This is a genomic window from Kitasatospora sp. NPDC085895, from assembly GCF_040702125.1.
GTDB lineage: Bacteria > Actinomycetota > Actinomycetes > Streptomycetales > Streptomycetaceae > Kitasatospora > Kitasatospora arboriphila.
Map to the genome: position 1 here is coordinate 1 of NZ_JBFBJY010000135.1, position 12,569 is coordinate 12,569.

Annotated in this window: 8 protein-coding genes and 3 pseudogenes; 5 read left to right on the forward strand and 6 right to left on the reverse strand. The window is 70.5% G+C overall.

Annotation, left to right across the window (positions count from 1 at the left end):
* Window positions 1–595 precede the first annotated feature (595 nt).
* Together AB0442_RS39705 and AB0442_RS39710 are read right to left on the reverse strand one after the other, a co-directional pair.
* Window positions 596–2,213, reverse strand: a pseudogene (locus AB0442_RS39705) (MFS transporter).
* Window positions 2,214–2,457: 244 nt separating this feature from the next.
* Complete coding sequence (locus tag AB0442_RS39710; RefSeq protein ID WP_366168388.1) at window positions 2,458–3,726, reverse strand: GAF domain-containing SpoIIE family protein phosphatase; 1,269 nt, start codon at window positions 3,724–3,726, stop codon at window positions 2,458–2,460.
* Window positions 3,727–4,323: 597 nt separating this feature from the next.
* Between AB0442_RS39710 and AB0442_RS39715 the strand changes: the two genes are divergently transcribed.
* The 4 genes from AB0442_RS39715 to AB0442_RS39730 all read left to right on the forward strand — a co-directional run bounded on the left by AB0442_RS39715 (window position 4,324) and on the right by AB0442_RS39730 (window position 9,628).
* A complete protein-coding gene (locus AB0442_RS39715) occupies window positions 4,324–4,599 on the forward strand; it encodes an isoamylase early set domain-containing protein (protein WP_366168389.1) in 276 nt (91 codons plus the stop codon).
* Window positions 4,600–5,564: 965 nt separating this feature from the next.
* Window positions 5,565–7,925, forward strand: coding sequence for an arylsulfatase (locus AB0442_RS39720; protein ID WP_366168390.1), 2,361 nt, complete (start codon window positions 5,565–5,567; stop codon window positions 7,923–7,925).
* A 193-nt stretch (window positions 7,926–8,118) separates the two neighbouring features.
* Window positions 8,119–8,340 (forward strand): hypothetical protein, encoded by a 222-nt coding sequence (locus AB0442_RS39725; protein WP_366168391.1) that lies wholly within the window; start codon window positions 8,119–8,121, stop codon window positions 8,338–8,340.
* Window positions 8,341–8,392: 52 nt separating this feature from the next.
* Window positions 8,393–9,628 carry an SPFH domain-containing protein gene (locus AB0442_RS39730; protein ID WP_366168392.1) on the forward strand — a complete coding sequence of 412 codons (1,236 nt, stop codon included), beginning with the start codon at window positions 8,393–8,395 and terminating at the stop codon, window positions 9,626–9,628.
* A 166-nt stretch (window positions 9,629–9,794) separates the two neighbouring features.
* Here the strand turns inward: AB0442_RS39730 and AB0442_RS39735 are convergent.
* Window positions 9,795–9,942: pseudogene (locus AB0442_RS39735) on the reverse strand (IS110 family transposase); the annotation flags it as partial.
* On the opposite strand from AB0442_RS39735, the pseudogene AB0442_RS39740 reads away from it, so the two are divergent.
* A pseudogene (locus tag AB0442_RS39740) lies at window positions 9,925–10,235 on the forward strand (non-reducing end alpha-L-arabinofuranosidase family hydrolase); the annotation flags it as partial. The pseudogenes AB0442_RS39735 and AB0442_RS39740 overlap by 18 nt on opposite strands.
* A gap of 395 nt (window positions 10,236–10,630) precedes the next feature.
* Here AB0442_RS39740 and AB0442_RS39745 read toward each other — a convergent pair.
* The 3 genes from AB0442_RS39745 to AB0442_RS39755 form a co-directional block, all read right to left on the reverse strand.
* Entirely contained in the window at window positions 10,631–10,864 is a 234-nt protein-coding gene (locus AB0442_RS39745) for a hypothetical protein (RefSeq protein WP_366168393.1), read from the reverse strand.
* Window positions 10,865–11,183: 319 nt separating this feature from the next.
* The gene (locus AB0442_RS39750; protein WP_366168394.1) at window positions 11,184–11,708 is read right to left on the reverse strand and encodes an ATP-binding protein; all 525 of its coding nucleotides are present in this window, start codon (window positions 11,706–11,708) and stop codon (window positions 11,184–11,186) included.
* 732 nt (window positions 11,709–12,440) lie between these two features.
* Window positions 12,441–12,569, reverse strand: a 129-nt coding sequence (locus AB0442_RS39755) for an integrase core domain-containing protein (protein ID WP_366168395.1), incomplete at its 5' end; no start/stop codon positions are given.

Consider the following 12,569-nt stretch of genomic DNA (forward strand, 5'->3'; position numbering starts at 1 on the left):
CGAAGGGAACGCACGGGTCAGTACCCCCAACGCGATCCGATCCGACAACCGCTCACCCACCGACGACTTCACCTGACCGGGCCTTGGCACACCCCGTCCAACGACCAATGCCCACCAAAGTCACCGGTATTGCATCTAGGCGACCGCCGCCGCCGCTCCCCCGACGCAGCCCCCCGGACACCCCGCTCCCGGCCAAGCCCGTTCACCCACCGGCACCCCACGGGGCAGCAGGGACCCCGTAGACATCGCCGTCCCCATGCACGGATTCCGGGGTCATTCCCCCGATGTCGTAGGCACGGTCCCGGTCCGCCGGCCGGGCGACAGCCGAGGCAGAGGCAGAAGCACGCCGACGAGTACCGACGCCCGCTGGTCATGTATCGAAGAGCTGCCCGTTTCGCCGCTTGGCACCCATGCCCCGCGCCGTCTGCGGGCGAGCTGCCGTCACAGCAGCGCCTATCGCCCCGTGGGTCTCGCACAGCTACGGCGCGCTGGAGGGCTCGGCATCTGCGGCGACGGCGGTGCCGAAGGCTCCGGCTGCGCAGGACGTGCCCCCGGGGGCAGCGCACCCCACCGCCGATTCGGCCCCCGAACCGCGCTACGTCTTCCCTGAGCCGGGCTGGGTGGCGGGGATCCGACCGGTGAAGAACAGTGCGAGGAGTGCGCTGAGGGCGAGGATGACAAGTGCGGCGCGAAGGCCGTCGAGTCTCGCCGCCGCATTCGCGTCGAGCGCGGCCTGAATGAGCTCCGGGCTGGTGCCAGCTTCGTCGAGTGCGGTCTCGACCTGGGCGTCCGACAGGAAGGGCACGCCGCTTTCGAGTTCGACACTCGCCTGGCTCGTGACCTCGGCCGGGACCGCCGGGTTCTGCTCGATGGCGGTCAGGAACGAGGAGGTCAGTGCGGCGATCAGGATCGACCCGGCAAGTGCCGTGCCGATCGAGGCCCCGAGGTTGGTGACCGCGTTCTGGACGCCGCCCACCTCGGCGCTCTGCTCGTCCGGGACGGCGGACACGGTGACCGACCCGAGCTGGGAGGCCAGTGCGCCCATGCCGAGCCCGATCAGCAGCAGCGGGACGGTGACGACTTCCGCGCCCGCGTCCGCGTCGAGGGCGGCCAGCAGGGCCACCGCGCCCGCCAGCAGGGCGAGGATTCCGAGCCGCACCACCCGCCGCGGCGAGACGTCCGGGAGCAGTTTGGGGATCAGGACCGCGGCGGCCAGGAGGGCCAGCGAGAGCGGCAGGAGGCGGGCGCCGGTTTGGAGCGCGGACAGGCCCAGGGCGACCGACAAGTAGAGCGGTACGACGAAGAACACGCCCATCTGCACGAGGTACTGGAAGAAGAACATCGTCAGGCTGCCGGTGAGCTGCCGGTTCTGAAGGAGCGCCGGGTCCACGAGCGGTTCCTTGTGCTGGGCCACGAGGCGGGTCTCCCAGCGCAGGAAGAGCCAGACCAGCAGGATGCCTGCGAGCATCAGCCACACGACCGGCGAGATGCCGAGCCAGGCGGGCGCGTCCGGCTTCGGCCGGAACCAGCCCCACTCGTCGGAGCGCAGGACGCCGTAAACGAAGGCCCCCAGGCCTGCGGCGGAGAGTACGGTGCCGAGGAGATCGATGCGGTGTCGCTCGTCGACCGGTGCGTCCGCGACGCGGCGGGCGAGCAGCAGGATGCCGAGCACGATCACGACCTCGCCGGCGAACACCCACCGCCAGGAGAAGTACGTCGTGGCGACTCCCCCCGATGAGCGGTCCGACTGCGATCGCGATGGCGCCCGCGGCGGCGACGAGTCCGTAGGCGGCGGGCCGGCGTTCGGTGGCGAAGTTACCGGCGACGAGGGCGACGATCGCCGGCAGGATGAGCGAGGCCCCGATCCCTTCGAGGAACGACCAGCCGATCAGGAGCACGGTGAGGTTCGGGGCGAGCGCCGTGGTCAGGGATCCGCAGCCGTAGATGACGCAGCCGATCAGGAACGCGCGCTTGCGGCCGATGATCGCGCCGATCTTGCCGCCCGGGATCATGAACATCGCCATCACGAGCGTGTAGGCGGTGATCGCCCCCTGGATCCCGGTCACGGTCGTGCCCACGTCGTCGGCCACCGTCGCGATCGAAACGTTCATGACCGAGCTGTCCAGCGCCATCAGGAACTGTCCGGCGGCGAGCGTCAGCAGAACAAGCCCCGCCCCCGCCGGGCTCTCTCCGGTGCCTGCCCGAGATGCCATGGCCGTGTCGTCCCAGTCCCCGGAGAAACGGCCGCCGAACCTGCCGCGGCGGTCAGCCGGTCGGCGCAGTGCCGGCCCCGGGCGGCTGCGCAGCTCGCGGGAGCTTCGGTCGGCGCAGGCGGGCGAAGCTCCCGCCCGCAGAGCGCAACGGGCACGGGCACGGTGTCGGAGTGAGCGCTCATGCCCTCGTCGTGGCTGCGTGCGAAGCCCGCGGCGTAGGGGTGCGGTGAGGTCGCCGGTCTCGTCAGGGAAGGGGCTCCGGTGGGGTGCGCAGGGCCAGAAGGGCAAGGTCGTCGCGGCCGTCGCCCGGGCGGGAGTCGGCCAGCGTCCGGCACAGGTCGTCCAGGGGCAGGTCGGCGTGGGCGGCGGCGATGCGGGCGAGGGCGGCGAGGCCGGTGTCGAGGAGGTGGTCGGGGTGCTCGACCAGGCCGTCGGTGTACAGCACGAGTGTGCTGCCTGCGGGGAGCGGGCGCGTGTGGTCGGGGCGTGGCACGTCCGGGTCGACGCCGAGCGGCAGGCCCGGATCGGCATGAAGGTACCGGGCGGTGCCGTCGGGGCCGATCAGGAGCGGGGGCGGGTGTCCGGCGGTGCTCCAGTGCAGCGTCCAGCCGGTGTCGGCGGGTTCGACGCGGGCAAGGCAGGTGGTGGTGATCGGGTTGTCGGTGATCGCGTCCAGTGTGCGGTCGAGCTGGGTGAGGACGGCGCTGGGCGGGGTGCGACGGTCGTAGAGCAGGGCGCGCAGCATGTTGCGGGTCTGCGCCATGGTGGCGGCGGCCTTCAGGTCGTGGCCGACGACGTCGCCGATGGCCAGGGCCAGGACGCCGTCGGGAAGCACCAGGGCGTCGTACCAGTCGCCGCCGACCTGGTTCGGGGCCGCGGCGGGGCGGTAGATCGCGGACACCGAGAAGGGCGTCACATCGGGCAGGCTGGGCAGCAGCAGGCGCTGGAAGTACTCGGCGCCGGCGCGGACCCGCCGGTAGAGGCGGGCGTTCTCGATCGCGAGGCCGGCCGCTCCGGCGAGCGCCACGACGATGTCCTGGTCGTGACGGTCGAACGGCCGGCCGTCGCGCCTCTCGGTGAGGTAGAGGTTGCCGTAGACGCGGCCGCGGGAGGTGACCGCCACTCCCAGGAGGGTGCGCATCGGCGGGTGGCCCGGTGGGAAGCCCACGGCGTGCGGGTGGGCGCCGATGTCCGCGACGCGCAGCGGTTCGGGGTGGTCGATGAGGTGCCCCAGGAGTCCGCGGCCCTGCGGAAGGGCGACCCCGGCCAGGGCCGCCACCTCGCTCTCGCTCAGCCCGAGGGGGATGAAGGCCTCCAGGTGTTCGCCGTCCTCGCTGAGCACGCCGAGCGCGCCGTAGCGGGCGTCGACCAGGCCCATCGCGGTGGTGATCACCCGCCGCAGCACGACGGGGAGCTCCAGCTCCCGGCCGACCGCCATCACCGCGTCCAGCAGGTCCTGGAAGCGGTCCTGGGCGCGGGCCAGGTCCCGCAGACGCCCGACGAGCCGATCCATCTCGTCGTCAAGTCGATGGTCTCGGTCGGGAACATCCGACCGCGCTTCGTCCTCCGGATCCATCAGGCCGCTTTCGCTCGCCCTGCCGGACGGCCGCCGCCCCGTGCGGGCGCGCCGCCGTGAACGCGCCGCGACCACAAACGGGCACAACGGTGCGTCCCGGCTTCCACAGTAGGCACCGCCACGGCCCGCCGCAGGGCAGGTGAGCCGGAGGCGTCGGAGATGTCGGCGGTGTCCTGTCCGGCAGCGGCTGTACCGCAATAGCGAGGCCGTCGCGGTCGGCGCGGCGCGTCTGCCGAGGTGGCCCTGGCAGCCGCGTGCGAGCCGCCGTCGTCCGGGAAGGCGGCGATCACCTGCCGGTACGAGGCGACAAGCACGCCGGACCGGCCGACCACCCGTCCTGCAATTTCTGTGCGGCGCCGACGATCGTGCGGCGGGCCACGGCGAGAACCTGACGTTTGCCCGACCGCTCGGCTCACGGCGTTGCTGCGCCCAGGTGACAACCGGACCGGTCGGACCGTCAACACCGGGCTCCCACCACGCCTGCGCGCAAGGATCGAGACGGACATCTTCCTCACATCAGGAGTGATCAGACCGATGCTGGAGCGTACCCGCACCAAGAAGCACACCGAGATCACGTTCATCCTGCCCGCCGGCCATCCGGCGGGCGAGGCCAGCGTGGTGGGCGACTTCAACGACTGGCGGCCCGGTGCACACCCGCTGACGCCCCGTCCCGACGGCAGCCGCGCGGTCACCGTCCCCCTCCCCCACGACCAGCAGTTGGGTTTCCGCTACCTCGCCCACGGCGACTACTGGTTCGACGAGGACAACGCCGACGGCCACGACGGCCGCAACAGCCTCCTGCACACCTGACCCGCAGGCCTCCGCCGGACCACCACCGCCAGGGCGGCTGCGCCGGTTGCCGACGATCCGGCCGTCGGGTGGCCGCGTCTCCCGAGGTGACCCCGGTGAACTCCGAGGTCACCTCACCGGAGACCGGACCCTGCCGTGGATACTCAAGGCCCAGCAGATCCCGCACGGTCAAAGGGGTTACGGGATTGCCTGTGGACCTCGCCGCCGATGCGCGACAGACCGTGTCATTCACAGTGTGCAGTTCCGCTGCGCCTGGCCGCCCGGGTCCTGGGCGGCCAGCCGCTGATCGTCCGCACTGGTCTGCAGCGGCTCGCCGACGCGGGAATGGTCCGCTTGTACACCGGCGACACCTATGGCGCCGGCGGACCGCAGGCATCTGATCAAACGCCATGCACACCCGCCCGACAGGCACGACCCGCTGGCCCTCGGACCACCGCGGTCATCGCCTGCTGGGCCAGCCGTGCCGGTCGCGGGCGCCGCATGCGCCCGCACCTGCCCGGTCAGCCACCCGAGCTCGACCTCCAGCTCTGGATCTGCCGGCCGCACCCGCCTCCCGGGCCCGAACGGCACGAGGGCACTCCGTACTGACAGGCGGGGCGCCGAACGAAAGCGGTCGGCACGGTGCGCAATGCCTCCGCGCAGCCGTGGGCGCCGGGCATCGGCCCGCACCATGTTCGATCTCCCTCCGTAGGGGGATGGGACGGGTCCCAAGGATTTCGGGTCCGGCTGGATGGCGGCGGTGGGGGCCGCGACCTAGCGTGGAAGCAGGTGCCGTGGTCAGTACGGCAGGTCCCGATTCCACCGTCTGCCGGGCGAGTACCGGCATCATCCGTTTCCCGCGGACACAGCATGACCGCCGGGGTCCGGTGCACACTCGTGCGGCTGCGACGCCGTTCACCTCATCGCTGTACGGCGTTCGGTGCCGGCCGGTACGCCGGTGCGCGCCGCGGAACGGAGTCCCGGGCATGTCGCAGGAATCCTGGAATGAGTACAAGCCGGGGCAGCCCTTTCCCGGGGTGATCGGGCGGACGACGGACGAGTCGAGTCCGGCGTGGCCGCAGTCGGTGCGGGCGATGCCGGGCGCGCCGAACGTGCTGCTGATCGTGTTGGACGACACCGGATACGGGCAGCTGGGGTGCTACGGAAGCCCGATCGAGACGCCGAACCTGGACGCGCTCGCAGCGGGCGGGCTGCTGTACTCCAACATGCACACCACCGCGCTGTGCTCGCCCTCCCGTTCGTGCATCGTGACCGGTCGCAACCACCATGCGAACGGAATGGCGGCGATCACGGAGGTCGCCACCGGGTATCCGGGCTACAACGGGCAGGTGCCGTTCGAGAACGGCTTCCTGTCCGAGATGCTCCTGCAGCAGGGCTACAACACGTACATGGTCGGCAAGTGGCACCTGGTGCCCTCCGAGCACGAGTCGGCGGCCGGGCCGTACGACCGGTGGCCGCTGGGGCGGGGCTTCGAGCGGTTCTACGGCTTCCTCGGCGGGGACAGCAGCCAGTGGTACCCGGACCTGGTGTACGACAACCACCAGGTCGAACCGCCGGCGACCCCCGAGCAGGGCTACCACCTGACCGAGGACCTGGCCCAGCGGGCGATGTCGTTCATCGCGGACGCCAAGCAGGTCGCCCCGGACAAGCCCTTCCACCTGCACTTGTGCCCCGGCGCAACGCACGCCCCGCACCATGTCCCGAAGGAGTGGGCTGACCGGTACCGGGGCCGGTTCGACGACGGCTGGGACGCCTACCGCGACCGCACCTTCGACCGGCAGAAGCAGCTGGGCATCGTGCCGCCGGATGCGCAGCTGTCCCCGCACGACCCGGACGTGCCGGCCTGGGAGTCGCTGACGCCCGACGCGCGGCGGCTGGCCGCGCGGATGATGGAGGTCTATGCCGGGTTCCTCTCCCACACCGACCACCACATCGGGCGGTTGCTGGACTTCCTGAAGGAGACCGGCGAGTTCGACAACACGCTGATCATGGTGGTCTCCGACAACGGGGCGAGCGCCGAGGGCGGGGTCACCGGCACCACCAACGAGCTGCAGTTCTTCAACAACGCGCCCGAGCCGCTGGAGGAGAGCCTGGCCCGGATCGACGAGCTCGGCGGGCCGACCACGTTCAACCACTACCCGTGGGGCTGGACCTGGGCCGGCAACACCCCCTTCAGGCGGTGGAAGCGGGAAACCTACCGCGGCGGTGTCAGCGACCCCTTCCTGGTCCACTGGCCCGCCGGCATCCGGGCCCGCGGTGAGATCCGCCACCAGTTCGCGCACATCATCGACATGGTCCCCACCGTCCTCGACGTGCTCGGCATCGAACCGCCGGCCACCATCCGCGGCGTCACCCAGTCACCCCTGCACGGCGTCAGCTTCGCCCACACCTTCGACGACGCGATCGCCCCCACCCGCCACCGCACCCAGTACTACGAGATGCTCGGCCACCGGGCGATCGACCACAACGGCTGGCGCGCCGTCTGCCCCTGGCCCGGCCCCAATTTCACTGAAGCCGCGCGGCCGTTCGGCACCCCGATCACCATGGCGGACCTGGACGACCTCGACGCCCACCACTGGGAGCTCTACCACGTCGAGAAGGACATCGCCGAGACCAGGAACCTCGCCGAAGAGCACCGCAGCAAACTGATCGAGATGATCGCCCAGTGGTACGTCGAGGCCGGCCGGTACAATGTGCTGCCCATCGACGGCAGCGTCCTGCAGCGGATGATGGCCGAACGCCCGCAGATCACCGCGGCCCGGACCAGCTACACCTTCCGCCCCGGCACCCAGGTCCTGCCCGCCGCCGTCGCCCCCCGCGTCCTCAACCGCCCGCACAGCGTCACCGCCGACGTCGAGATCCCGCCGGGCGGCGCCGAAGGCGTCCTGCTCTGCCAGGGCACCAACTCCGGCGGCTGGACCCTGTACGTCAAGGACAACCACCTGCACTACGCTCACAACTACGTCCACCGCACCCTGTACCACGTGGCTTCGGCCGAGCCGCTGACCGAGGGCCGGCACTCGCTGCGCTTCGAGTTCGAGCCCACCGGCACCCCGGACATCGCAGCCGGCAAGGGCGCACCCGGCCTGGCCCAGCTGTACGTCGACGGACACCTGGTCGGTGAGACCGAGATGCCATTCACCACGCCGGTCGCCTTCAACCCGGGCGGCATGTGCTGCGGCGCGAACCCCGGCTCGGCCGTCACCCCCGAGTACCGGGCGCCGTTCCGCTTCACCGGCACTCTGCACAGCGTCACCGTTGACATCTCCGGCGACCTCATCGTCGACGCCCCCAGTGAGCTGCGGATGCACATGGCCCGCCAGTAGCCAGGGGCCCGACGCCTCTCTGCTGCGGCCGGAGTACCGTGGGAGGGGTCGGGGCGGTCGCGCCGCACGCGCTGCTCCCAGGCATCCGACCGAAGGACTCGACCGGAGGCCCGGCCTCCAGGAGGAGTACAACCCGTGGCCGTTCGCTTTCCGGCCGCTCACAGCGCCGTCGTGCCGCACGGCACAAGGTGCCATGTACGCGGCCGATAGCTCCCGCCAGAGCCCGGTCGGAGCCGTCGGACGGGTGACGGTGCCGATCCCCGCCGACGGGCCGGGCGAGGTGCTGGTCGGTCTGCGCGGCGGGTCGGAGGCGTTCGCGGCTTGGTCCGGCGGGCCGATCGCGGCCCACACCCGGGTGGTCGTGATCGACACGATCTCCGCCCGGTCGGTACTTGTCGAGCCGCTGCCGCCCTGAACCCGAGGGCCCCGCGGTCTCGTCCATCCTGTTGCAGGTCAGGTGGTTCGTCATGTTGTTCTGGCACGTGCCCGCGCCCAACGAGGCCATGCTCATCTCCGGTTCCAAACGGCAGTCACAGGACACACAGTTCCGGATCGTCACGGGCCACGGAAGCTTCGTCCTTCCCGTCAAGCAGAAGGTCCGCATGCTGTCCCTGGCCCTGCAGGAGTCGGAGATCGCCGAGGACTGCGTCACCCAGCAGGGAATCCAGCTCACCGTCCGCGCGGTCTGCGTCTTCAAGGTCGGCGACGACGCCGTGTCGATCGCCAACGCCGCCCGGCGCTTCCTGTCCGAGCAGAACCAGATGCAGGAACTGGTCGGCCGGATCTTCGCAGGCCACCTACGCTCCATCATCGGCGGGCTGACGGTGGAACAGATCATCCGGGAGCGCAGCCGCGTCGCCCAGGAAGTCATGGCCGGCAGCCACGGCGAGATGGAGAAACTCGGAATCGTGGTGGACGCCCTGCAGATCCAGGAGATCGAGGACGCCACCGGCTACATCAACAACCTCGCCGCGCCGCACGCGGCGGCGGTGGCCAGTCAGGCCCGGATCGCCCAGGCCAAGGCCGACCAGGAGGCGAGCGAACGGGAGCAGCAGGCCGCCGCGCTCAAGGCCGAATACGAGCGGGACACCGCTATCAAGCGCGCCGGCTTTCTCGCGCAGACCGAGCAGTCCAGGGCGCGCGCCGCACAGGCCGGGCCACTCGCCGCGGCACGAGCCACCCAGGAGGTCACCGAGGAACAGACCGCCCTCGCACAACGCAATGCGGCACTCACAGCGCAACGGCTGGAGGCGGAGGTGCGGCGCCCCGCCGACGCCGAGGCCTACCGGAAGCGGACGCTCGCCGAGGCGGACCGTGATCGGGTGAAGTTCGAGGCCGACGCCAGTGCCTACACCGAGCGGACCCTGGCCCAGGCCCAGGCGGACGCCAACGCCGCCCGCGCGGCGTCGCTGCGGGACGGGAACCAGGAGCTGATCGCGGCCAACCGGATCGTGGAGAACCTGCCCGCACTCGCCGACGCGGCGGCCCGGGGCATGGCGGGCGCCGATCTGACTGTCCTGAACGGCACCGACGGGGTGAGCCAGATCGCGGCCGGCATCGCCAGCCAGGGACTGGCCATCCTACGGTCCCTCCAGCACTCCGCGGCGCCCACAGCGACCTCGGCTGGTGCGGTGCCCGGCGCACCCACCGCCGACCCGAACGTCAACGGCCGCCCCACGCCCCGGCTGCCCGACCAGAGCTGACCCGGACGCTGCGGCGCGAGAGTCGTCGGGGCAGCTCCCAGTGAGCCGGCCAGGCTGAGCACGGCCAGCGCGACCGCCTCGGTGCCTGGGACGATGACGAGGCGCTCGAACATGCGCGGGAATCAGGCCGGGCAACGCCGATCAGCCAGCGCGTCCGGCCTTCCGCGGCGGCCGGTGATCCGAACCGTTCCAGCAGGGTCGGCATCGCTGGGTGGTCGAGCCTTGGTCCGAGCACTCGCACCAGGTACGGGGTCTGGGCGAGCAGTCCGCGCAGCCGGTTGGATGCGGGTCGCCTGAACCAGTACCTCATGATCGTCAAGGCGAAGGGCGCAGGCGGGCGCTTCTTCCGGTCGTTCACGGCCTCCAGCCCGAACGGTCCGTGGACCCTCCAGGCCGGCAGCGAGAGCGCCCCTTTCGCGGGCAAGGCCAACAGCGGTGCCACCTGGACCAACGACATCAGCCACGGTGACCTGGTCCGCACCAACCCCGACCAGACCATGACCATCGACCCCTGCAGTTCCTCTACCAGGGCAGGGACCCCAACGCGACCAGCCCCGACTACCTGAAGCTGCCGTACCGGCCGGGCCTGCTGACCCTGCAGCGCTGACCCGCTACCCACCCAGCCGAAGAACCCCAGCCGCCCGCCAGCTGGGGTTCTTCGCTGTCGTGGACCATGGACCGCCGCACAGCTCCACCGGCCACCCGCCTGCAACCGCCGGCACTGAGCGTTTTCAGCGCAGGCACCGATCGGGTGACGGCTTGGGTGGCGTCGGCAGGCAGCGAAACGAGCGAGGCTCCCCGGCGGTGCGCCAGTCCGCTGACAATCGGGCAGAGCGGCCCAGAACGTCCGCCCAGTCGGACGCTCTGCCAAGGCTCAGTCGAGGCTTCTGTCAGGTCGGGTGTAGAAGGACTCGACGCCCCGCCAGGGCGAGGGGCCGCCCAGTGATCGGTCCAGGCGCCGCTGGGACGGGGCAAGGGAACAGCGGGCCGCATTGACGAAGCTCAGGTGGGCCTCACCCAGCGCGGTATGAATCGGCCGCAGTTCTTCGAGGTCGGTCGGCTGACGACCATGGAAGAGGATGGTGAAGCCTCCAGGATCTCGCAGACCCGCTCGGCTGCTGCGCTGGTCGCCGGGTCGGCAACGAGGCTGACCGAGTGCTGGGCGGCCACGAACGGCACCCAGTCGACGGCGGGCCTGCGCTCGTCGAGGAATGCCTCGCGCAGTTCCGCCTCCACAGCCCCGAACGCCTGCAGGAACTTCTCGTAGGCGGCGGTCTGCGTCCCCTGCAGCTATTGCTGGTGCTGGCCGCGACGCCCGACGACACCGCCGGCGATGACGCCCACGACCGTTGCGGTGACACCACCTGCGGTGGATATCAGCAGATCCCACGAGACAGTCAAGCCAGGTCTCCTCACGATGGATGAGTGGGGCGCCCACCGACAGCCCTGCGCTGAACGAAGCTGACGGAATGAACGTCAATTCTTGCCCAGTGGAGAACATCTCAGGCTGGTGCGGGCACGCCCGCTACGGCTGCGTTGTCGTAGGCCGCAGCAGTCACGCGAACGACGGCCACCTGGCGGCCGCCCACTCCCGCCAACCTACCCAGTCGGGCGGCGGGCCGGCGGTCCCGCGGCCCTCCAGCTCCGCCGCGTCGGGCTCCTCAAAATGCGCCCGCCCATGCAGGATGTCAGCCTCCGACATCGGCAACGTTTCCTCTGGGGCGGTCGCCCAGCGATGAGCGATACGGGCGCGCTGGGTCTCATCGTCCACCGGCAGGTAGACCATGCGGAAGCACGCCTCCTCGGCCTCCACCAACCAGCGGATCGCAGACCGTTCGTCCCGTGACCAGCATCCGTAGTCCACGACGACATTGGTGCCCAGTTTGACCGCCTCCAAGGCGAGCCAGAGCATGCGCCCCTCCAACACGTCGCGCTTCCCGTCCGCCTCCGCCTCGCCGAACAGGGGAATCATCCAATCATCGGGCGTCAGGCGCAGCGCGCCGTGCTCCGCGGCGAGCTGCCGAGCCCGCGTGGTCTTTCCGGCTCCTGGCAGGCCGACCATCAGGAACAACGTGGTCACACCCAGATCGTGGCAGGGAAGCCAATCAGACGACCACCGCTTTATCTGCCTGCCCGATCTTGGGCTGAGCCGCAGGCGGATGAAGGCCACGGTGACAGTGCATGGAAAACGTAGGCCGCACAGGACACGTCGCATCGGAGGCTCGACTACGTGCCTTACATCCCTGGCAACTCCAAATGCCCCGCTGACCTGCTCAAATAATCTAGGAACCCCAGATAACTCGTCGTGGCGGGACTCGGCCCGGCCACGGGTGAGTAGGGGCACCCGTGGCCGGGCCGAGGTGGGAGTGGTGGGTTGCGCCGCCACCCTCCGCGGTCCTGACAGTACGGCGCCTGGCCGCGGACCGGGACCTGAGCGCGCCCTGCGCCCGACCGATTCACTCCTTGGTGGCGGCCGCCACGGTCCCGGCCGCATGGCCTCCCTGGTGGTCAGGCGCAGGCGTTCGGCCAGAGTTCGGGGACCCGGTCCTCGTCCCGGGCCGCCTTGGGCCAGCGCTCGCGTGAATGAGGCGCACCGCCCTACGTTGTAGGTCAACTCCGTGTCGACCTTGATGAGCGGAGGCGGATTCTGGTCCTCCTGCTGCTGCGGGTGCAGCCAGTACCCGTAGAAGTCGCCGTCCTCGTCCTGGGCTACGACCTTCAGGTACACGGCCATCTGCTCGGCTGCCGCATAGTTGGCCATGATGTCAGGATCGGTGCGCTCTGAGGTTGCTCCCGGGGAGTGGACACCGGTTCATGCCGCGACGAGTGTCAGCGTACGCGTTGTGGTGAGGTGCCGCTCGAACTCGATCGGAGTGCGGTAGCCGAGGCTGGAGTGCCGTCGGCGCCGGTTGTAGTACGAGAGCCAGCGGAACAGCTCCAG

What these genes read in the sequence shown, in the direction of transcription:
- AB0442_RS39730 (WP_366168392.1), top strand. Translation starts at nt 8,393, where the DNA reads ATGTTGTTCTGGCACGTGCCCGCGCCCAACGAGGCCATGCTCATCTCC.
- AB0442_RS39715 (WP_366168389.1), top strand. Translation starts at nt 4,324, where the DNA reads ATGCTGGAGCGTACCCGCACCAAGAAGCACACCGAGATCACGTTCATC.
- AB0442_RS39710 (WP_366168388.1), bottom strand. Translation starts at nt 3,726, where the DNA reads ATGGATCGGCTCGTCGGGCGTCTGCGGGACCTGGCCCGCGCCCAGGAC.
- AB0442_RS39725 (WP_366168391.1), top strand. Translation starts at nt 8,119, where the DNA reads ATGTACGCGGCCGATAGCTCCCGCCAGAGCCCGGTCGGAGCCGTCGGA.
- AB0442_RS39720 (WP_366168390.1), top strand. Translation starts at nt 5,565, where the DNA reads ATGTCGCAGGAATCCTGGAATGAGTACAAGCCGGGGCAGCCCTTTCCC.